This is a genomic window from Pseudomonas sp. R28(2017) (assembly GCF_002112505.1).
Classification (GTDB): domain Bacteria; phylum Pseudomonadota; class Gammaproteobacteria; order Pseudomonadales; family Pseudomonadaceae; genus Aquipseudomonas.
This window is the reverse complement of sequence record NZ_NEHW01000005.1, coordinates 14174-35174: the sequence shown is the minus strand read 5'-3', so window position 1 is coordinate 35174 and position 21001 is coordinate 14174. Positions and strand designations below refer to the sequence as shown.

Annotated in this window: 20 protein-coding genes and 4 tRNA genes; 20 read left to right on the top strand and 4 right to left on the bottom strand. The window is 64.9% G+C overall.

Annotated features, from left to right (window positions below; genetic code table 11):
• Positions 1–55: 55 nt before the first annotated feature.
• The 13 genes from CAF78_RS10280 to CAF78_RS10220 all read left to right on the top strand — a co-directional run bounded on the left by CAF78_RS10280 (position 56) and on the right by CAF78_RS10220 (position 9784).
• Positions 56–676 (top strand): phosphoribosylanthranilate isomerase, encoded by a 621-nt coding sequence (locus tag CAF78_RS10280; RefSeq protein WP_085675573.1) that lies wholly within the window; start codon positions 56–58, stop codon positions 674–676.
• 222 nt (positions 677–898) lie between these two features.
• Positions 899–1792 carry an acetyl-CoA carboxylase, carboxyltransferase subunit beta gene (accD, locus tag CAF78_RS10275; RefSeq protein ID WP_085675574.1) on the top strand — a complete coding sequence of 298 codons (894 nt, stop codon included), beginning with the start codon at positions 899–901 and terminating at the stop codon, positions 1790–1792.
• The gene (gene folC / locus CAF78_RS10270; protein ID WP_085675575.1) at positions 1792–3078 is read left to right on the top strand and encodes a bifunctional tetrahydrofolate synthase/dihydrofolate synthase; all 1287 of its coding nucleotides are present in this window, start codon (positions 1792–1794) and stop codon (positions 3076–3078) included. Before accD ends, folC begins: the two co-directional genes overlap by 1 nt.
• Before the next feature lie 4 nt (positions 3079–3082).
• Positions 3083–3745 (top strand): SPOR domain-containing protein, encoded by a 663-nt coding sequence (locus CAF78_RS10265; protein WP_085675576.1) that lies wholly within the window; start codon positions 3083–3085, stop codon positions 3743–3745.
• A 159-nt stretch (positions 3746–3904) separates the two neighbouring features.
• Positions 3905–4462 (top strand): CvpA family protein, encoded by a 558-nt coding sequence (locus CAF78_RS10260; RefSeq protein ID WP_085675577.1) that lies wholly within the window; start codon positions 3905–3907, stop codon positions 4460–4462.
• Positions 4463–4504: 42 nt separating this feature from the next.
• Positions 4505–6010 (top strand): amidophosphoribosyltransferase, encoded by a 1506-nt coding sequence (purF, locus tag CAF78_RS10255; RefSeq protein ID WP_085675578.1) that lies wholly within the window; start codon positions 4505–4507, stop codon positions 6008–6010.
• A 15-nt stretch (positions 6011–6025) separates the two neighbouring features.
• A complete protein-coding gene (locus tag CAF78_RS10250; protein ID WP_085675579.1) occupies positions 6026–7237 on the top strand; it encodes an O-succinylhomoserine sulfhydrylase in 1212 nt (403 codons plus the stop codon).
• Complete coding sequence (locus tag CAF78_RS10245) at positions 7237–8007, top strand: SDR family oxidoreductase (protein ID WP_177408522.1); 771 nt, start codon at positions 7237–7239, stop codon at positions 8005–8007. Before CAF78_RS10250 ends, CAF78_RS10245 begins: the two co-directional genes overlap by 1 nt.
• Before the next feature lie 148 nt (positions 8008–8155).
• Positions 8156–8231, top strand: a tRNA-Val gene (locus CAF78_RS10240).
• A 68-nt stretch (positions 8232–8299) separates the two neighbouring features.
• Positions 8300–8376: transfer RNA gene (locus CAF78_RS10235), tRNA-Asp, on the top strand.
• Between the two features lie 99 nt (positions 8377–8475).
• A tRNA-Asp gene (locus CAF78_RS10230) sits at positions 8476–8552 on the top strand.
• Between the two features lie 140 nt (positions 8553–8692).
• Positions 8693–8769, top strand: a tRNA-Asp gene (locus tag CAF78_RS10225).
• A gap of 190 nt (positions 8770–8959) precedes the next feature.
• Positions 8960–9784 (top strand): DUF2242 domain-containing protein, encoded by an 825-nt coding sequence (locus CAF78_RS10220; protein ID WP_085675581.1) that lies wholly within the window; start codon positions 8960–8962, stop codon positions 9782–9784.
• A gap of 224 nt (positions 9785–10008) precedes the next feature.
• Here CAF78_RS10220 and CAF78_RS10215 read toward each other — a convergent pair whose 3' ends face one another.
• Positions 10009–11049: an AraC family transcriptional regulator gene (locus CAF78_RS10215; protein WP_085675582.1), complete on the bottom strand. Its 1041-nt coding sequence runs from the start codon at positions 11047–11049 to the stop codon at positions 10009–10011.
• A gap of 4 nt (positions 11050–11053) precedes the next feature.
• Positions 11054–12172, bottom strand: coding sequence for a nitrilase-related carbon-nitrogen hydrolase (locus tag CAF78_RS10210; protein ID WP_085675583.1), 1119 nt, complete (start codon positions 12170–12172; stop codon positions 11054–11056).
• A 187-nt stretch (positions 12173–12359) separates the two neighbouring features.
• Here CAF78_RS10210 and CAF78_RS10205 point away from each other — a divergent pair, with 187 nt between their 5' ends.
• Positions 12360–14396, top strand: a complete 2037-nt coding sequence (locus CAF78_RS10205) for an NADPH-dependent 2,4-dienoyl-CoA reductase (protein ID WP_085675584.1) — start codon at positions 12360–12362, stop codon at positions 14394–14396.
• Positions 14397–14468: 72 nt separating this feature from the next.
• Positions 14469–15368 carry a 1-aminocyclopropane-1-carboxylate deaminase/D-cysteine desulfhydrase gene (locus tag CAF78_RS10200; protein WP_085675585.1) on the top strand — a complete coding sequence of 300 codons (900 nt, stop codon included), beginning with the start codon at positions 14469–14471 and terminating at the stop codon, positions 15366–15368.
• Here the strand turns inward: CAF78_RS10200 and cybB are convergent.
• Both cybB and CAF78_RS10190 read right to left on the bottom strand, forming a co-directional pair.
• Positions 15359–15904 carry a cytochrome b561 gene (gene cybB / locus CAF78_RS10195; protein ID WP_085675586.1) on the bottom strand — a complete coding sequence of 182 codons (546 nt, stop codon included), beginning with the start codon at positions 15902–15904 and terminating at the stop codon, positions 15359–15361. The genes CAF78_RS10200 and cybB overlap by 10 nt on opposite strands.
• Positions 15905–16128: 224 nt before the next feature.
• Entirely contained in the window at positions 16129–17109 is a 981-nt protein-coding gene (locus CAF78_RS10190; RefSeq protein ID WP_085675587.1) for a DUF1853 family protein, read from the bottom strand.
• A 44-nt stretch (positions 17110–17153) separates the two neighbouring features.
• Here CAF78_RS10190 and CAF78_RS10185 point away from each other — a divergent pair, with 44 nt between their 5' ends.
• From CAF78_RS10185 to CAF78_RS10165, 5 genes are read left to right on the top strand one after another with little or no spacing between them, the layout of a single operon-like run.
• Complete coding sequence (locus tag CAF78_RS10185) at positions 17154–18044, top strand: NAD(+) kinase (protein WP_027919132.1); 891 nt, start codon at positions 17154–17156, stop codon at positions 18042–18044.
• Entirely contained in the window at positions 18044–19015 is a 972-nt protein-coding gene (locus CAF78_RS10180; RefSeq protein ID WP_085675588.1) for a metallophosphoesterase, read from the top strand. Before CAF78_RS10185 ends, CAF78_RS10180 begins: the two co-directional genes overlap by 1 nt.
• Positions 19012–19890, top strand: coding sequence for a rhomboid family intramembrane serine protease (locus tag CAF78_RS10175; RefSeq protein ID WP_085675589.1), 879 nt, complete (start codon positions 19012–19014; stop codon positions 19888–19890). The genes CAF78_RS10180 and CAF78_RS10175 overlap by 4 nt, the downstream gene beginning before the upstream one ends.
• 13 nt (positions 19891–19903) lie before the next feature.
• A complete protein-coding gene (locus CAF78_RS10170) occupies positions 19904–20164 on the top strand; it encodes a YeaC family protein (RefSeq protein ID WP_054885767.1) in 261 nt (86 codons plus the stop codon).
• Entirely contained in the window at positions 20161–20991 is an 831-nt protein-coding gene (locus CAF78_RS10165) for a DUF2797 domain-containing protein (protein ID WP_085675590.1), read from the top strand. The genes CAF78_RS10170 and CAF78_RS10165 overlap by 4 nt, the downstream gene beginning before the upstream one ends.
• Positions 20992–21001 lie beyond the last annotated feature (10 nt).

The following is a 21001-nucleotide window of genomic DNA, read 5'->3' as shown; positions in this document are numbered from 1 at the left end:
CAGAAGTCATTTGCTACCATCGGGCCTTTCACCACTCACTCAAGGTTTGCTGTCCATGAGCAACGTTCGCAGCAAGATCTGCGGGATCACCCGCATCGAAGACGCGTTGGCCGCCGCCGAGGCGGGGGCCGATGCCATCGGTTTCGTCTTCTATGCCAAAAGCCCGCGTGCGGTGGACGTGCGCCAGGCACGGGCGATCATTGCCGAACTGCCACCGTTCGTGACCACGGTCGGGCTGTTCGTCAACGCCTCGCGTTGCGAGCTGAACGAGATTCTCGAGGTGGTGCCGCTGGACCTGCTACAGTTCCACGGCGACGAAACCCCGGCCGATTGCGAAGGCTATCACCGCCCCTGGATCAAGGCCCTGCGGGTGCGTCCGGGCGATGACCTGGAAGCGGCCTGCCGGCACTATGCCGGCGCCCGCGGCATTCTCCTCGACACCTACGTGGCCGGTGTGCCTGGCGGTACCGGTGAGGCCTTCGACTGGTCGCTGGTGCCGGCGCGGCTGAGCAAGCCGATCATCCTCGCGGGCGGGTTGTCGGCCGCCAACGTCGGCCAGGCGATCGCCCAGGTGCGGCCGTATGCGGTGGATGTCAGTGGTGGCGTGGAGCAGGCCAAGGGCATCAAGGATGCGGCAAAAATCGACGCCTTCATGCGTGCGGTAAAACAGGCGTGACAGCAGATGTGACGGCTGGCGGCGCGCCATCGTCCATAGGTTTCGCAGCCCTGCGGGGCGGCCAGCGGCATGCCGCTTGGCCAAACGACAGATTGAAGACGGCGCGGTACGCAGGCAGCCCCTGTGGCCGGGCCGTCATCGTTTCATAGAAGAATTTGAGCTCAAGGGCAGGGCATGGCCGGCCAGTCCGGTCCCCGTCCGCCAATACTGGAGAAAGAAAGCATGAGCAACTGGTTAGTCGACAAACTGATCCCTTCGATCATGCGTTCCGAGGTGAAGAAGAGCTCGGTGCCGGAAGGCCTGTGGCACAAGTGCCCGGCCTGCGAGGCCGTGCTGTATCGTCCGGAGCTGGAAAAGACCCTGGATGTCTGCCCCAAGTGCAACCACCACATGCGCATCGGTGCACGTGCCCGCATCGACATCTTCCTCGACCCGGAAGGCCGTGCCGAGCTGGGCGCCGACCTGGAGCCGGTCGACCGCCTGAAGTTCCGTGACGGCAAGAAGTACAAGGACCGCCTGGCCGGTGCGCAGAAGCAGACCGGCGAAAAAGACGCCCTGATCTCCATGAGCGGTACCCTGATGGGCATGCCGATCGTGGTCAGCGCCTTCGAGTTCTCGTTCATGGGCGGTTCCATGGGTGCCATCGTCGGTGAGCGCTTCGTGCGCGCCGCCAACTACGCCCTGGAAAACCGCTGCCCGATGGTCTGCTTCTCCGCCTCCGGTGGTGCACGCATGCAGGAAGCGCTGATCTCGCTGATGCAGATGGCCAAGACCTCGGCCGTGCTGGCACGCCTGCGCGAAGAAGGCATTCCGTTCATTTCGGTGCTGACCGACCCGGTCTACGGCGGTGTTTCCGCTAGCCTGGCGATGCTCGGCGACGTCATCGTCGGTGAGCCGAAGGCCCTGATCGGCTTCGCCGGCCCGCGCGTGATCGAGCAGACCGTGCGCGAAAAGCTGCCGGAAGGCTTCCAGCGCAGCGAGTTCCTGCTGGAGCACGGTGCCATCGACCTGATCATCTCCCGTGGCGAGCTGCGCCCGCGTCTGGCTCGCCTGCTGGCGCAGATGACCGGCCAGCAAACCCCGGAGCAGGCCCGTGAGGTCGCTGCGGTCGCGTGATGAAACAACGATCCCTGGGCGAGTGGCTCGCCTACCTCGAGCAGTTGCACCCTTCGGCCATCGACATGGGCCTGGAACGGTCGCAGAAGGTGCTTGCCCGGCTGGCGCTGGGCAAGTTGGCGCCACGCGTGGTCACGGTGACGGGCACCAACGGCAAGGGCTCGACCTGCGCCTTCGTGGCCTCGCTGCTGCGCGCCCAGGGGCTGAAGGTGGGCGTGTACAGCTCGCCACACCTGCTGCGCTACAACGAACGGGTACTGATCGATGGCCAGGAAGCCAGCGATGAGCGCCTGTGCGAAGCCTTTGCCGCCGTCGAGGCGGCGCGGGGCGACATTTCCCTGACCTACTTCGAAATGGGCACGCTGGCGGCGTTCTGGTTGTTCTACCAGTCGCAGCTGGATGCCGTGGTGCTCGAAGTGGGGCTCGGTGGCCGCCTGGACACCGTGAACGTGGTGGATGCCGACCTGGCGCTGGTGACCAGCATCGGCGTCGATCATGTCGACTACCTGGGCGATACCCGGGAACTGGTGGCCTTCGAGAAGGCCGGCATCTTCCGTCAGGGCAAGCCGGCGCTGTGCGGTGACCTGGATCCACCACAGCCGTTGCTGGACAAGGCCGCCGAACTGACAGCGCCATTGTTCCTGCGCGGCCGTGACTTCGACCTGGCAACCCGCGCAGGTGGCTGGGACTGGCGCGGGGTCACGGCAGACGGCAAGCCCGTCGCGTTGCCTGGCCTGCCGCTGCTCGACCTGCCCATGGAGAACGCCACCCTGGCCCTGCAGGCGTACCTGCTGATGGGCTTGCCGTGGGATGCCGGGCAGATCCGCCAGGCCTTGCTCGATACTCGCATCACCGGTCGCCTCGATCGTCGCCAGCTGACCTGGCAAGGCAGGGCTGTGGAACTGCTGCTGGATGTCGGGCACAACCCGCATGCGGCGGAGTATCTGGCTCGGCGCCTGGCCGCTCGTCCGCTGAAAGGTCGTCGCCTGGCGGTGTTCGGCCTGCTTGCCGACAAGGACCTGCAGGGCGTCATCGCGCCGCTGCAGGGTCTGGTCGACGACTGGGCGGTAGCGCCTCTTCACACGCCACGCAGCCGTCCGGCTGCCGAACTGGCCGTTGCCTTGACGAACCACGGCGCAGCGGTGAAGTCTTACGCCAGCGTCGACGCCGCCCTTGAAGGGCAATGTGCGCAGGCAACGGCGGATGATCAGATTCTGCTGTTCGGTTCGTTTTTCTGTGTCGCCGAGGCCCTGGAATGGCTGGAGCGGCAGGCCCTGGAGGGGTGACTAGATGGCAGTGCTGGACAAAGGGATGAAGCAGCGCATGGTGGGTGCGTTGGTGCTGGTGGCGCTGGCGGTGATCTTCCTGCCGATGCTGTTCACCCGCCAGGACGAAATGCGCCAGGTGCGTGTCGACGCCCCGCAGGCGCCGGCCATGCCGAGCCTGCCGGAGGTCAAGGTGGAGCAGGTGGCAGTCCCTGAGCCGCAGCCGCTGCCGGAGCAGCCCGAGCAGCCGCCGGTGGTGGTCAACGAATCGACGGCACCGGTGAGGGCGCCGAGCCAGCCGATCACGCCGTCGCCGCAGGCCCAGCCTCAGCCCCAGCCCAAGCCGCAGACGCCTGTACCAACGCCAGCACCCGCCCCCGCACCCGCTGCCAAGGCAACAGCACCGGTGACGACTGCGACTGCGCCATCGAAGATCGACGCCAATGGCTTGCCGGTAAGCTGGTCGATCCAGCTGGCCAGCCTGTCCAGCCGGGCCGGCGCCGAAAACCTGCAGAAAACCCTGCGCAGCCAGGGCTACAACGCGTATATCCGCTCGGCCGGTGGCATGAACCGGGTATATGTGGGGCCGCTGATCGAGCGAGCCGAAGCTGACAAGCTGCGCGAAGTGATCAACCGCCAGCAGAAACTCAACGGCTTCGTGGTGCGCTTCCAGCCGGAGCGCGGCTGAGGCAGGGCTTTGGGCTTTTCTTGACCTCGGGGTCCATGAAAGGCCCGTGCCTGTGGGCTTTGGCCGCGAAAGCGGTGCTGCGAATCTGCTGACATTCCGCTTACCCCCGGCCCCGTGCTCTGGTAAAATGCGCCGCCTCAAACGTCTGCAGGCAGCACCGTGGCCTTTACCCTGGTTGATTGGGCGATCATCGCGATCATCGCCGTCTCCACACTGATCAGTCTCAAGCGCGGCTTCGTCAAGGAAGCCTTGTCCCTGCTCATCTGGATCGTTGCAGGGGCGGTCGCCTGGATGTTCGGTGGGTCGCTTTCGGTGTACCTTGAAAGCTATATCCAGACGCCGTCGATGCGCACCATCGCCGGCTGCGCGATTCTTTTCGTCGCCACCCTGCTGGTGGGGGCCATGCTCAACTTCCTCATCGGCGAGCTGATCCGCGTGACCGGGTTGTCCGGTACCGATCGTTTCCTCGGCATGGCCTTTGGCGCCGCGCGTGGGGCCTTGCTGGTGGTGGTGGCCGTCGGGCTGCTCAGCCTGGGGCCGGTGCAGCAAGACACCTGGTGGCAGGAATCACGCCTGATACCACAGTTTCTAATGGTCGCTGACTGGTCGAAAAACCTGATCCTGGGTTTCACCGGTCAGTGGACATCCAGTGGGGTGATCAGCGCTCCGGCTGATCTTCCATTCAAGGAGCAGTTGCTCGGGCCGGCAAAGCCCTGAGCGCTGTTCGTTCTAGTTTCATCAAAGTAGGGGTTGCGTCGCATGTGTGGCATCGTCGGTATCGTCGGTAAGTCGAACGTCAATCAGGCGCTGTATGACGCGCTTACGGTCCTCCAGCACCGCGGCCAGGACGCTGCCGGTATCGTGACCAGCCACGACGGCCGGTTGTTCCTGCGCAAGGATAATGGCCTGGTGCGTGATGTCTTCCAGCAGCGCCACATGCAGCGCTTGGTCGGCAGCATCGGCATCGGCCACGTGCGCTACCCGACTGCGGGCAGCTCGACCTCGGCCGAAGCCCAGCCGTTCTACGTCAACTCGCCGTACGGCATCACCCTGGCGCACAACGGCAACCTGACCAACGTCGAGCAGCTGGCCAAGGAGATCTACGAGTCCGACCTGCGCCACGTCAACACCAATTCCGACTCGGAAGTGCTGCTGAACGTGTTCGCCCACGAGCTGGCCGTGCGTGGCAAGCTGCAGCCGACCGAAGAAGACGTGTTCGCCGCGGTTTCCCACGTGCACAGCCGTTGCGTCGGTGGCTACGCAGTGGTCGCGATGATCACCGGCTACGGCATCGTCGGCTTCCGTGACCCGAACGGCATCCGCCCGGTGGTGTTCGGCCAGCGCCACACCGACGAAGGCGTGGAATACATGATCGCCTCGGAAAGCGTCGCCCTCGACGTGCTCGGCTTCACCCTGATCCGCGACCTGGCCCCGGGCGAAGCGGTGTACATCACCGAAGAAGGCCAGCTCTTCACCAAGCAGTGCGCCGAAGCGCCGAAGCTGCAGCCGTGCATCTTCGAGCACGTCTACCTGGCCCGCCCGGACTCAATCATCGACGGTATCTCGGTGTACAAGGCCCGCCTGCGCATGGGTGAAAAACTCGCCGACAAGATCATGCGCGAGCGCCCGGAACACGATATCGACGTGGTCATCCCGATCCCGGACACCAGCCGCACCGCCGCGCTGGAGCTGGCCAACCGCCTGGGCGTTAAGTTCCGCGAAGGCTTCGTCAAGAACCGTTACATCGGCCGTACCTTCATCATGCCTGGCCAGGCTGCACGGAAGAAATCGGTGCGCCAGAAGCTCAACGCCATCGAACTGGAGTTCCGCGGCAAGAACGTGATGCTGGTCGATGACTCGATCGTGCGCGGCACCACCTGCAAGCAGATCATCCAGATGGCCCGCGAAGCCGGTGCCAAGAACGTCTACTTCTGCTCCGCAGCCCCTGCGGTGCGCTACCCCAACGTCTACGGCATCGACATGCCGAGTGTTCACGAGCTGATCGCCCACAACCGTACCACCGAACAGGTGGCCGAGTTGATCGGCGCCGACTGGCTGGTCTACCAGGACCTGCCCGACCTGATCGACTCGGTCGGTGGCGGCAAGATCAAGATCGATCACTTCGATTGCGCAGTGTTCAACGGTGAATACGTCACCGGCGACATCGACGAAGCCTACCTTGACCGCATCGAACAGGCCCGTAACGACCTGGCCAAGGTCAAGAACCAGGCGGTCAGTGCGATCATCGACCTCTACAACAACTGATTTGGGAGCGACGGCATGACGGATCAATGGGATGCCGGGCGACTGGACAGTGACCTCGAGGGTGTCGGTTTCGACACCCTGGCGGTGCGCGCCGGTCAAAACCGTACACCGGAGGCCGAGCACAGCGAAGCGCTGTTCCTGACCTCCAGCTATGTGTTCCGCACGGCGGCCGATGCCGCTGCGCGTTTTGCCGGCGAAACGCCGGGCAACGTCTACTCGCGCTATACCAACCCGTCCGTGCGTGCGTTCGAAGAGCGCCTGGCGGCCATGGAAGGTGCCGAGCAGGCCGTGGGCACCTCCACCGGCATGGCGGCGATCCTTGCCGTGGTCATGTCGCTGTGCAGCGCCGGCGACCACGTGCTGGTGTCGCAGAGCGTGTTCGGCTCGACCATCAGCCTGTTCGAGAAGTACTTCAAGCGCTTCGGTGTGCAGGTGGACTACGTGCCACTGGTCGACCTCACGGGTTGGGAAAAGGCCATCAAGGACAACACCAAGCTGCTGATCGTCGAGTCGCCCTCCAACCCGCTGGCCGAACTGGTCGACGTCACTGCGTTGGCCGAAATTGCCCACGCCCGTGGCGCCATGCTGGTGGTGGACAACTGCTTCAGCACCCCGGCCTTGCAGCAGCCGTTGAAGCTGGGCGCCGACATCGTCTTCCACTCGGCCACCAAGTTCATCGACGGCCAGGGCCGTTGCATGGGTGGTGTGGTCGCCGGCCGTGCCGAGCAGATGAAAGAAGTGGTGGGCTTCCTGCGCACTGCGGGGCCGACCCTCAGCCCGTTCAACGCCTGGATCTTCACCAAGGGCCTGGAAACCCTCAAGCTGCGCATGCGTGCGCACTGCGAGAGCGCCCAGCGCCTGGCCGAATGGCTGGAGCAGCAGGACGGCGTGGAGAAGGTGCATTACGCTGGCCTGCCAAGCCACCCGCAGCACGAACTGGCCAAGCGCCAGATGAGCGGCTTCGGCGCGGTGGTGAGCTTCGAGGTCAAGGGTGGCAAGGAAGGCGCCTGGCGCTTCATCGATGCGACCCGGGTGATTTCGATCACCACCAACCTGGGCGACAGCAAGACCACCATCGCCCACCCGGCCACCACCTCCCACGGCCGCCTGACGCCGCAGGAGCGTGAAGCGGCGGGCATTCGCGACAGCCTGATCCGGGTTGCCGTGGGCCTGGAAGACGTGGCTGACCTGCAGGCGGACCTCGCCCGTGGGCTGGCGGTGCTGTGATGGAAATCCGTGGCGGTGCGCCAGGCCATAACGGCCGGGTTGCCCTGGTGACCGGTGCCGCCCGCGGCATCGGCCTGGGCATTGCCGCCTGGCTGATCTGCGAAGGTTGGCAGGTAGTGCTCAGCGACCTCGACCGCCAACGCGGTGCCAAGGTGGCCAAGGCCCTGGGCGAAAACGCCTGGTTCATCACCATGGATGTGGCCGACGAGGCCCAGGTCAGCGCCGGGGTATCCGAAGTGCTCGGCCAGTTCGGGCGCCTGGATGCGCTGGTGTGCAACGCGGCGATCGCCAACCCGCACAACCAGACCCTCGAAAGCCTGAGCCTGGCACAATGGAACCGGGTGCTGGCGGTCAACCTCAATGGCCCGATGTTGCTGGCCAAGCATTGTGCGCCGTACCTGCGTGCGCACAATGGCGCGATCGTCAACCTGACCTCGACCCGTGCCCGGCAATCCGAGCCGGACACCGAGGCCTACGCGGCGAGCAAGGGTGGCCTGGTGGCCCTGACCCATGCCCTGGCCATGAGCCTGGGCCCGGAGATCCGCGTCAATGCGGTGAGCCCGGGCTGGATCGATGCCCGTGACCCGTCCCAGCGGCGTGCCGAGCCATTGACCGATGCCGACCACGCCCAGCATCCGACGGGCAGGGTAGGCACCGTGGAGGATGTGGCGGCCATGGTCGCCTGGTTGCTGTCGCGCCAGGCCGGGTTCGTCACTGGCCAGGAGTTCGTGGTCGACGGCGGCATGACCCGCAAGATGATCTACACCTGAGCAGGCAGTCACACGCGAAGGGGACCGAAAGGTCCCTTTTGCTTTTTTGCCTTTTTTGAAAAAAATTCAACGGGGCTATTGACTTAGCTTCGGCACCTGCGTAAATTTCGCGGCCTCAGCGAAGCAAACGCAACAAGCAACATCGCGAGGGTGATTAGCTCAGCCGGGAGAGCATCTGCCTTACAAGCAGAGGGTCGGCGGTTCGATCCCGTCATCACCCACCACTTCCTGAGAATGTTTCTAGCGCTGGACGCTTCAGGTTGAAGCCGATAGCCGGAGAGAAACGCACTGCGCAGCGGTAGTTCAGTCGGTTAGAATACCGGCCTGTCACGCCGGGGGTCGCGGGTTCGAGTCCCGTCCGCTGCGCCATTTTTCAGTAACAGATGGGTGCCTGGCACCGGTCTGAAGTCGAAGGCGAAATGCCAGAGACTGATCCCAGTTTCAATCGGGCGAAAGCCTGAACGATACGCAGCGGTAGTTCAGTCGGTTAGAATACCGGCCTGTCACGCCGGGGGTCGCGGGTTCGAGTCCCGTCCGCTGCGCCATCTTCGTTTCAAGGTCCCTAGAACACCTTGAAGCACACACAAACGAAGCGATCAGATGTCGCTTTTTTTGTGCCTGCCCTGAGGCCAGCGCGCCGGAAGGGTAGACCCAGGTTTCAATCGGGCGCAAGCCCGAATGATACGCAGCGGTAGTTCAGTCGGTTAGAATACCGGCCTGTCACGCCGGGGGTCGCGGGTTCGAGTCCCGTCCGCTGCGCCATCTTCGCCTCAAGGCCCCTTGAACGCCTTGAAGCAACGAGAAAGCGACCTTCGGGTCGCTTTTTTCGTTTCTGAGCCATGCCGGCGACCAGATTTACACGATCCTGACAGACTCTTCACCGATCAACGGTTCCAGTGCTCGCCTGCAGTGATGCACAATAGGCATCTTTTTGACTTTCCCGGAATTCGCAATGACCAAGTCATCCGTCTTTGGTGCGCTCGGGCTGGCCCTGGTGCTGGCGGGCGTGACCGGTTGCTCTTCGAAGAAAGCCGCCATCTACGAGCACGAGAACTTCGACGACTCGGGGACCTACTCGCGCAGCTTCCCGGTGACCGATGCCGGCTCCTGCGAAGCGGCACGCCGTGCGTTGCTCAGCCAGGGCTACATCATCACCAGCAGTGGTGCCAACCAGGTGGTGGGCAACAAGAGCTTCCAGCAGAACAGCGAAAACCACCTGCAGATCAGCTTCAACGTGACCTGTGCGCCAGACGTCAACGACGACAAGCGTTCGACCATGTTCGCCAACGCGTTGCAGGACCGCTACAGCCTGAAGAAGTCCAACAGCTCGGCCAGCCTGGGGGTCGGTGTGCTCGGCTCGGTCTCCATGCCGATCGGCTCCAGCGACGATTCGATGGTCAAGGTCGCCAGCGAGACGGTGACGGCGGCACAGTTCTACGACCGTTACTTCGCCCTGGTCGAGAGTTTCCTGCCCAAGCCGAAGAAGGTCGCCAAGGCCAAGGTCGAGGCGCCTGTGGCCAAGCCCGAGAAGCTGGCGCCGGACCTGGGCTTGCCGGAGCAGGCCTCGGTGGCACCTGCCGTCGCACCACCAGCGGCCGCACCGTTGGTTGACGCTGCTCCCGCACCTGCGGCGGTCGCGCCTGCCAGTGAAGCTGTGGCCAAGCCGGTGGTCGATGACAGCCAGGGCTCGCAACCGGTGGCGCCGCCAGCGGAGGCTGCACCCATTCAGGTGCAGCAGGATGCGCAGCCTGCAGAGCCGGCGCCGGCGCCGCTTTAATTCGCTGTTACAGATGGGCGGCGATAATTGCCTGAACACCTGCTACGTTTACCACTCATAAGCTTGTCATCATTCCTTCACCCAGCCCGCTTAGGTTGAAGGCATGACCAACGAAGACAGACGAGAAGAGGAAGCAGGGCGATGGATGACTATCAGGAAGAGCTGCTCGAGTTTCAAGCTTACGAACTGGACCCGCCAGAGCCGGCAGACGACGCCACGGAGCTTTAACCTGCCTGCCGCTGGCTGCGGCGAAACTCCCCCGGCGTAAGGCCCGTCCAGCGCTTGAATGCGCGCTGGAAGGCCTCAGCCGAAGCAAACCCCAATAGGTAGGCGATCTCGCCAAAGGCCAGCTCCGTATCGCGGATATAGGCTTCGGCAAGGTCACGCCGTGTGTCATTGAGCAAATCGCGAAAGCGCGTGCCTTCTTCGGCCAGTTTGCGCCGCAGTGTCCAGGTGGGCAGTTGCAGGTGCACTGCCACTTCTTCCAGGTCGGGTTCCCGGCCGCCATTGAGCAACGGCCCGAGCAGGTGGGTAATGCGCTCGCCCAGGCTGCGAACCCGGGTGCGCTGGTGCATTTCCGCTTCACACAACTGCAGCAGGTGGCCGAAGGTGCTCGGGCAGTGCTGTGGGTTGGCCAGCTCCAGCGTGCTGCGGCCCAGGCGCAGGCGGTTGGCGCTGGCGGCGAACTGCACCGGGGTGCTGCAGAGGGATTGATACCCGGCGGCGTAGGCGGGTGCATCGAATTCGACTTCCAGGCGCTCGGCCAGCAAAGGGGCGCCCGTCAGGGCGGCGAGCTGAGCCAGCCAGCCGGCCAGCAGCGAATCGACCACAAAGCGGTTGTAGTCGTTGTAGGGGCTGATCGAATAGAAGCGCAGCCACGCACCTTGGGGGTCTTCCTGGTAGCTGGACTGGCCACGGTAGTTGGCAGCGTACAGTGGCTCGAAGCGCAGCAGCGTGCGTGCCGCCTCGCCCAGGGTAGGGGCCTGGGCCGCTGTGACGCCGGCCAACCCGGCCTGGGCCAGGCGGCTGCGGCGCCCCATGCGCAGGCCCAGCGCCGGCTCGCCACACAGCGCGATGGCCGCATGCCCAAGGTGCATGTAGCGCGGGATCGACAGGCGTGCGCCGGCTTCGGCCAGGCGCTCGGCATCGAGCCCGTATTGCTGCAAGAGTGGCACCGGATCATGGCCTTGCTCGCGCAGGGCCTCGGCCAGGGGTTGGACGAACCCGACCGAAAGGTCACCCAGGCGTACGCGGGGGCGGCTCATGCGCCTACAGCCACAGGTTCAGCAGGCGTGCGCCATGGCTGGGAGGGCCCGCCAGCAACTCACCGGCCTGATGGGCAAAGCCCTGGCCGTCGCTGCCCTGTTCCCAGAACTGCCCACGCATGAACACGCTCATGCTGCTGACGCTGTCACCTGCGACCTGGGTCAGGCGTTGCCAGGCGGTCTGCTCGCTGACTTCACCGCGTTGCAGGCCCAGCTCGGCAGCGGCGTCCTGGTGGCGATTGCCGCGCCAGGGGGCATCCCAGCTGCCTTTGCCACTGAGGAACACCGGGTTGGCGATCAGCTGAACCTGCTGTTGCTGCAACTGATGCTGGTTCTCGGGGTACCAGCTGTCGCTGCCAATCAGCACGCCCAGGCGCCCGGCGGGGGTCTGCAGTACCTGCAACGGGAAATGCCGCCCAGGGTGGATGTAGCGCCGTGTCTCGCTGTCGGGGTATTGCTGGTGCTGCGGCTGGCCCAGCGGCGAGCCATCCGCGGCGAACACCAGGCTGCTGTTGAACAGCGGCCCTTGGCCAATGTGCAGCACGCCCTGGTCGACGTACGGGGCGGGCAGCACGATCGAACCGGCCACCAGGGTGACGCCGAACTCCTTGGCCAGGCCGCCGAACAATTGCTGGTAATCGCTGGCCATCTGCTGGGCTTTCATGCGCAGGTGAGCATCGGCGCGCCGATCATCGCCATTGGCGCTCAGCATTGCCAGGCCATAGCGCAGCGGGTTGCTCAGCTCCAGCCATTGCTCGGCATCACGGTTGCGAGTGGCCTGGTACAGCTCGTTCTTTTCGCCTCGTGCCCACAGCCAGGTGCCGATGTGCTCGGGCAGCACCACGATCGTGCGCGGGCCAACCAGGCCCTGGGCGCGTGCCTGCTCCAGGTAGGCGGAGAGCTTGCGGTGCAGGCGTTGCAGGTTCTGGTAGTCGCTGGGGAACAGCAGCGGTTCGATGCCGAGCAGGTTGCCATGCTCGCCGGGTACGCCATGGTTGAGCGCCAGTTCGATGCGCAGATCGGAGAGGTAGTGGCCTTCCGGGCGCTGTTGGGTCCAGAAGCCATAGCCGCACGCAGCGGTGATCATTACCAGCGCCAGGGCGCCTGCCAGGAGTTTTCGCATCAAGCGGTACAGCGCCTTGGGAATCGAGGGTTCCCTAGGGTAGTCCCGCTGCACGGGAGGATCAATAAGTTGTCAGTTTCGATCATTGAACGCGTTCAAACGGCTGTTTAATGTCGCAGGCAGACAAACGACGGGCACCCGCCGAGGTGCCCGCATTCCGTGATCACGCCACCTGGGGAACCGTACCATGGCTGCCGACCGCTACCCGCATTTGCTGGCCCCGCTGGACCTGGGCTTCACCACCTTGCGCAACCGCACCCTGATGGGCTCGATGCACACCGGCCTCGAGGAGCGCCCGGGCGGTTTCGAGCGCATGGCGGCGTATTTTGCCGAGCGCGCCCGGGGTGGCGTCGGCCTGATGGTCACTGGCGGCATCGCACCCAACGATGAAGGTGGGGTGTATTCCGGCGCTGCCAAGCTCAGCACCGAGGAAGAGGCTGACAAGCACCGCATCGTCACCGAAGCCGTGCATGCCGCAGGCGGCAAGATCTGCCTGCAGATCCTGCATGCCGGGCGCTACGCCTACAGCCCGCGCCAGGTGGCACCGAGTGCGATCCAGGCACCGATCAACCCGTTCAAACCCAAGGAGCTGGACGAGGCGGGCATCGAGAAGCAGATCGCCGACTTCGTCAACTGCGCGGTACTGGCCCAGCGTGCCGGCTACGATGGCGTCGAGATCATGGGGTCGGAAGGCTACTTCATCAACCAGTTCCTCGCCGCCCACACCAACCATCGCACCGACCGCTGGGGTGGCAGCTACGAAAACCGCATGCGCCTGGCGGTGCAGATCGTCACCCGCGTGCGCGACGCGGTTGGGCCGAACTTCATCATCATCTTCCGCCTGTCGATGCTCGACCTGGTCGAGGGCGGCAGCACCTGGGACGAAATCGAGCTGCTGGCCAAGGCCATCGAGCAGGCCGGGGCGACGCTGATCAATACCGGCATCGGCTGGCATGAGGCGCGCATTCCGACCATCGCCACCAAGGTGCCACGTGCCGCGTTCAGCAAGGTCACCGCCAAGCTGCGCGGCGCAGTGAGCATTCCGCTGATCACCACCAACCGCATCAATACACCGGAAGTGGCCGAGGCGGTGCTGGCCGAGGGGGATGCCGACATGGTGTCGATGGCCCGGCCATTCCTCGCTGACGCGGACTTCGTCAACAAGGCGGCGGCAGGGCGCGCTGACGAGATCAACACCTGCATCGGTTGCAACCAGGCCTGCCTGGACCACACCTTCGGTGGCAAGCTGACCAGCTGCCTGGTCAACCCGCGCGCGTGCCACGAAACCGAACTCAATTACCTGCCGGTGCGTGCCGTGAAGCGCATTGCCGTGGTCGGCGCCGGCCCGGCGGGCCTGGCAGCGGCCACCGTGGCGGCCGAGCGCGGCCATGAGGTGACACTGTTCGATGCCGCCGGCGAGATTGGCGGGCAGTTCAACGTGGCCAAGCGGGTACCGGGCAAGGAGGAATTCCACGAGACCTTGCGCTATTTCCGCAACAAGGTGAAAAGCACCGGTGTCGAGCTGTGCCTGAATACCCGGGTCGATGTACAGGCGCTGGTGGACGGTGGTTACGACGAGATCATCCTGGCCACCGGTATCGCGCCGCGTACCCCGGCCATCCCGGGTGTCGAGCATGCCAAGGTGCTTAGCTACCTGGACGTGCTGCTGGAGCGCAAACCGGTGGGCAAATCGGTCGCGGTGATTGGTGCGGGCGGCATCGGTTTCGACGTTTCCGAGTACCTGGTGCATCAGGGCGTGGCCAGCAGCCAGGACCGCGAAGCGTTCTGGAAAGAGTGGGGGATCGATACCCGCCTGGAGGCGCGCGGGGGTGTTGCCGGGATCAAGGCCGAGCCGCATGCGCCGGCGCGCCAGGTGTACCTGTTGCAGCGCAAGAAATCCAAGGTCGGCGACGGGCTGGGCAAGACCACCGGCTGGATTCACCGGACCGGGCTGAAGAACAAGCAGGTGCAGATGCTCAACAGCGTCGAGTACCTGCAGATCGACGACGCCGGCCTGCACATTCGCATTGGCGAAGGCGAACCGCAGGTGCTGGCGGTGGACAACGTGGTGATCTGCGCCGGGCAGGAGCCGTTGCGCGAGCTGCATGAAGGGCTGCTGGCAGCGGGGCAGTCGGTACACCTGATCGGTGGTGCCGATGTGGCGGCCGAGCTGGATGCCAAGCGGGCGATCAACCAAGGGTCTCGATTGGCCGCTGAACTTTGAGATCGCCGGGGGTGCTTTGCACCCCTTTCGCCGGCAAGGCGGCCCCAAGGATTTCTCGGTTAAACTCGGGCGATGCCCAACTCATTCCTGAACCTCCCCGACGCCCCACTACAACCCTTCAACCTACCCTGGCTGGAAATGGCCCATGTCGTGGCCGCCATCCTGCGCCTGGACCTGATCGATCCGCTGATCAGCGGCAACAAGTGGTTCAAGCTCCGCCACCACCTGCAGCATGCCCATGCCGCAGGCGCCCCCGGCCTGATCAGCCTGGGCGGCAACCATTCCAATCACCTGCATGCCCTGGCTGCCGCCGGCAAACGCTTTGGCTTCGCCACCGCCGGCCTGCTGCGCGGCCACCCCCAGGACACCCCCACGGTGCGCGACCTGCAAGGGTTGGGCATGGAATTGCACTGGCTGGGTTACGGCGGCTACCGCGCGCGCCATGAAGCGGGCTTCTGGCAACCTTGGCAGGCTCGTTATCCGGGCTGGCACTGTATTCCTGAGGGCGGTGGTGGGGTGGCGGGTGCCAAGGGTTGTGCGCTGATCATCGAGCAGGCCCGTTTGCAGCTTTCTGCGCTGGGATGGTCGGGCTACGACGCCTGGTGGCTGGCCGCAGGCACCGGCACGACCTTGGCCGGCCTGGCCCTTGCCGAGGCAGGGGCACATGCGGTGCATGGTGCCCTGGCGGTGCCGAGGGATCACGGTGTGCCGCAGGCAGTCGCCGAGCTGGCTGGCGCGCAGGGCTACCAGCTGCATGACGCCTGCCGAGGTGGCTTCGGAAAGTTCGATGATGAGTTGCTGGCCTTCATCGCCGAGAGCGAGCGGCACAGTGGCGTGCCGCTGGAAGCCCTGTACACCGGCAAGGCCTTGCTGGCCCTGCGCGATCAGGTCGAGGCCGGGCTGTTCGCGCCCGGTACCCGGCTGATCTTCGTGCACACCGGCGGCCTGCAGGGCCGGCGCGGTTACTTGTAGGGCAGCATGCGCAGCAGCGTGTTGTCGCGCTGCACGTAGTGGTGGTACAGCCCGGCCAGCGCATGCAGGCCGATCAGCCAGTAACCCCAGGTCGCCACACGCTCATGCCAGCCTTTGATGAACTTGGCCTGGTCCGGGTCCGGGCTGATCAGGTGCGGCAGCTCCAGGCCAAAGAACGGCACCGGCTTGTCGGCGGCACTGAGGATCAGCCAGCCGGCCACGGGCAGGCCGATCATCAGCAGGTACAGTGCCAGGTGCATCAGGTGCGCAAGGCCGGTCTGCCAGGCCGGTGGCTTGGGCACAATCGGCGGGGTCGGGCGGCTCAGGCGCACGGCCAGGCGCAGCCAGACCAGCACGAACACACTCAGGCCGAGCATGAAGTGCAGGTCTTTCATCAGGTTGCGTTCGGCGCTGTCCTTGGGGAACAGGCCGCGGAATTCGATACAGGCGTAAACAGCGGCCAGCAGCACCAGCATCAGCCAATGCAGGGCGATGGACAGGCGTGCGTAATGGGGCGCGGGTGTGGATGAAACCATGATCGGTCCTCGTCATCAGGTCGGAATGGCGCTCTTGCTGGCGCTCTGGGGTAACTGTAATCGCTATCTGGGAATATAGTTTTGCGCCAGGTCGGTGAAATTTGTGTTGTCAGTGCCGCCCCTTTCGCGGGTGAACCCGCTCCCAAAGAGTCACCACACAATTCGCAGGCTGTGATGTACCTGTGGGAGCGGGCTTGCCCGCGAAAGGGCCAGGGCAGGCAAAATCAATTGCCGGGCAAATGCGGCCAGCTGTCAGCCACCAGAAACAAGCGCTCGGCTTCCTGCCAGACGCCCTCGTCATCAAGCTCCAGCCTGACCAGTAACTGCGCCGGTGCATGCTCGTCCAGCTGCTCCAGCCAGTCTCCAGACCGCTGCACAGTCCAGTATTCATCCGCCTCGACCCGCGCTGGCGCCAGCCAGGCATGCCGCGCCAGTGGTTGCCAGTGTTCATCCGCTGCCATGTGCCAGTCGCTTCGCCTTACCCAGCGCCCGCGCAAATGCCGGGGATTGGCACCTGCAGGCGGCTCGGCGTGCCCCGGCCACGGGTAGAACAGGTAGCCGCCCAGCCACAGGTGTGCCTGCACCTGGTCGACCCCTACAGCGGCCAGTGCTTCGCGGCTCTGCGAGCCCCCCGACATGGGCAGCTGATGCCCGGCCAGGTGCGCCAGTTTGCTGCCGAGCCGATCGTGACACCCAGGCCCGAGCCAGTGCGCCGGGTCGCGTCCGTCGCCTTCGGTGGGCCCAAGGTACAGCTTTATGGCCAGCTCCAGATGATGGGTGCCCTCGCCATCACGCAGCAGAATATCCAGCTCGCCCAAGGTCCGCCCACCCGCGCGAATCGCCAGGTTGGACGCCAGCAACTCGACCCCGGGCGCGTGCGCCAGGGCGAACTGCCACAGACCTTCGTAGTACAGCCCCAGGCGCCGGCTGGTGATCTTCGCCAACCAGTCGCGCAAGGGCAGGTCATCCGCATCCAGGGCACGCAGCCAGTCGTGCAGCCGTTGCGGGTCGCCCACCCAGGCGCTGCCCGCCAGCGGATGGCGCTGGGGGCAGGGCGGGGCGCTCAGCAACGCCGGCGACAGCAGGGTCCAGGCCAAGTCGCGCACGGCTGGGCGGCGCAAGCGGCGGGGCAGTTCATGGAGCTCGGCAAATGGCATCATGCTGCGAGCATAGCCGGTTTGCCGCTGCCCGGTCGTTTCGCCCATAATCGCGACATCGTCACCCCGCCGCAGAGCCTCGCAGGAGCCCCATGGAGCAATTTCGCAATATCGGTATCATCGGCCGCCTTGGCAGCTCGCAGGTGCTCGACACCATTCGCCGACTGAAAAAATTCCTCCTCGAGCGCCACCTGCACGTGATCCTCGAGGACACCATCGCCGAAGTGCTGCCCGGCCACGGCCTGCAGACCTCGACGCGCAAGCTGCTTGGCGAGGTCTGCGACCTGGTCATCGTGGTCGGTGGCGACGGTAGCCTGCTTGGCGCCGCCCGCGCGCTGGCCCGGCACAATGTGCCGGTGCTGGGTATCAACCGCGGCAACCTGGGCTTCCTGACCGATATCCGCCCGGACGAGCTGGAACAGAAAGTCGCCGAAGTGCTCGACGGCCACTACCTGGTGGAAAACCGCTTCCTGCTGCAGGCCGAAGTGCGCCGCCATCACGAGGCCATCGGCCAGGGCGACGCGCTCAACGACGTGGTCCTGCACCCGGGCAAGTCGACGCGGATGATCGAGTTCGAGATCTACATCGATGGCCAGTTCGTCTGCAGCCAGAAGGCCGACGGCCTGATCGTCGCCACCCCCACCGGCTCCACCGCCTACGCGCTGTCGGCCGGCGGCCCGATCATGCACCCCAAGCTCGACGCCATCGTCATCGTGCCGATGTACCCGCACACCCTGTCGGGCCGGCCGATCGTGGTCGACGGCAACAGTGAGCTGAAGATCGTGGTGTCCAAGGACCTGCAGATCTACCCACAAGTGTCGTGCGACGGCCAGAACCACTTCACCTGCGCCCCGGGCGACACCATCACGGTAAGTAAAAAGCCGCAGAAGCTGCGCCTGATCCATCCGCTCGACCACAACTACTATGAGGTGTGTCGCACCAAACTCGGCTGGGGCAGCCGCCTGGGAGGCAGGGACGACTGATGCTCGATCCGGCGCGCAGTTTCGACATCATCGGCGACGTGCACGGTTGTGCATTGACCCTCGAACGCCTGCTCGACGCCCTCGGCTACAAACGCGTCGGTGGTGTATGGCGCCACCCGCGGCGGCAGGCATTGTTCCTCGGTGACATCGTCGACCGTGGCCCGCGCATTCGCGAGGCGCTGCATATCGTGCATGACATGGTCGAGGCCGGCCAGGCGTTCTGCATCATGGGCAACCACGAGTACAACGCCCTGGGCTGGGTCACCCCGGCATTGCCTGGCAGCGGCAAGTCGTTCGTGCGCGAACACACCCCGCGCCACGCCCGGCTGATCGACGAAACCCTGACCCAGTTCGCCCATCACCCGGGCGACTGGCACGACTTCGTGCAGTGGTTCTACGACCTGCCGCTGTTCGTCGACGCCGGGCGCTTCCGCCTGGTGCACGCCTGCTGGGACCCGCGGCTGATCGAGCCGCTGCGCCAGCAATACCCTGGCGGGCGTATCGACGAGCACTTCATCCAGGCCTCGGCGGTGTCCGGCAGCTTTGCCGCCACCGTGTGCAACCGCCTGCTGCGCGGCACCGACATGCGCTTGCCGGACGGCCTGACCCTGACCGGTGGCGACGGCCTGACCCGTGCCTTCTTCCGCACCAAGTTCTGGGAAGAGGACCCGCAGACCTACGGCGACATCGTCTTCCAGCCTGATGCGTTGCCCGATGACGTTGCCCGCACGCCACTGAGCCATACCGAAAAAAATGCCCTGCTGCGCTATGCCGAAGACGAACCGCTGCTGTTCGTCGGCCACTACTGGCGCAGCGGCCGCCCGGCGCCGATCCGCGCCAACCTGGCCTGCCTGGACTACAGTGCGGTGCTGTACGGCAAGCTGGCGGCCTACCGGCTGGATGATGAAACCCGCATCGACCCGCACAAGTTCGTCTGGGTCGACGTCGAACGCCCGCAGGCCAACCAATGACTATCATCGAAGTGATGCGCCTGCCGCTGTCGGTCGACCTCAGCGGCTTCGTCCACCTGCTGCAGCGCCTGCAGGTGCCGCACCGGGTCAGCGAGGAGGGCGAGGAGCAAGTGCTCTGGGCCCCCGACAGCCTGGCCACCGACGTACGCGAACTGTACCAGCGCTTCCCGGACGGTAACGCCGACGTACAACTTGCTGTAGGCGCGGATTCATCCGCGATGGCCCCCACACAGCCCTCCCTGGCAGACCAGGCCAAAGCCTGCAAGGTCACCGCCACCGTCCTCGTTCTCTGCCTGATCGTCGCCGGCCTCACCCGCCTGGGCGACAACCTGAACGTCATCAGCTGGTTCACCTTCCTCGACTTCCGTGTCCAGGGTGAATACCTGCACTTCACGCCGCTGGCCCAGGGCCTCGCCAAAGGCCAGTGGTGGCGCCTGGTGTCGCCCATGCTGCTGCACTTCGGCGTGCTGCACCTGGCCATGAACGGCCTGTGGTACTGGGAGCTGGGCAAACGCATCGAACTGCGCCAGGGCCCCTGGCTGCTGCTGGGCCTGACCCTGCTGTTCAGCCTGGTGTCCAACCTGGCCCAGCACTACACCAGTGGCCCGAGCCTGTTCGGCGGCCTGTCCGGCGTGCTCTACGGCTTGCTCGGCCATGTCTGGCTGTACCAGTGGCTGGCGCCCAACCCTCACTTCAACCTGCCCAAGGGCGTGCTGGTGATGATGCTGATCTGGCTGGTGATCTGCCTGACCGGCGTGGTCGGCCAGCTCGGCTTCGGCCAGATCGCCAACGCCGCCCACGTCGGCGGGCTGCTCATCGGATGCCTGACCGGGCTCTTGGGCGGGGCGCTGGCCCGGCGTAAACTGTCGGCTTGAATCAGGAGACACTATGTCCACTTTCGCGCAAATGATCGAAAACATCACCCCGGAAATCTACCAGAGCCTGAAGCTGGCCGTGGAAATCGGCAAATGGTCGGACGGGCGCAAGCTCACCGCCGAGCAGAAAGAACTGTCGCTGCAGGCGGTGATCGCCTGGGAGATGAAAAACCTGCCCGAAGAGCAGCGCACCGGTTACATGGGCCCGCAGGAATGCGCGTCGAAGTCGGCACCCATCGCCAACATTCTGTTCAAGTCGGACTCGGTACATTGATCGAACTCGCTCGTGGCTCTTTGAGCAAGATGGCGGTCAGCCTGCAGGCACCAGTGGTGCAATACAGCTTCCGCCTGGATGACACCCAGGTGCCGGTCAACCCGCTGATCGGCCAGCGCCTGCGCCTGGAATACCTCGGCGCCATTCACTGCAGCCATTGCGGCAAGCGCACCAAGACCAGCTTCAGCCAGGGTTACTGCTACCCGTGCATGACCAAGCTGGCCCAGTGCGACGTGTGCATCATGGCCCCGGAAAAATGCCACTACGACGCCGGCACTTGCCGCGAGCCGTCGTGGGGCGAACAGTTCTGCATGACCGACCACGTGGTGTACCTGGCCAACTCGTCGGGGATCAAGGTCGGCATCACCCGCGCCACCCAGCTGCCCACCCGCTGGCTCGACCAGGGCGCCAGCCAGGCGCTGCCCATCATGCGCGTGGCCACCCGCCAGCAATCGGGCCTGGTCGAAGACATCCTGCGCAGCCAGGTACCGGACCGCACCAACTGGCGCACGCTGCTCAAGGGCGACGCCGAAGTGCTCGACCTGGCCGCCATTCGCGAGCAGATCTTCGAAGCCTGTGCCGACGGCCTGCGCGAACTGCAGGGCCGCTTCGGCCTGCAGGCGATCCAGCCGCTGCCCGACGCCGAAGTGGTGGAAATACGCTACCCGGTCGAGGCCTATCCGAAAAAGATCGTCAGCTTCAACCTCGACAAGGACCCGGTGGCCGAAGGCACGCTGCTGGGCATCAAGGGCCAGTACCTGATCTTCGACACCGGCGTGATCAATATTCGCAAGTACACGGCCTACCAGTTGGCCGTGCTCCAGTAAAAAGGACCTG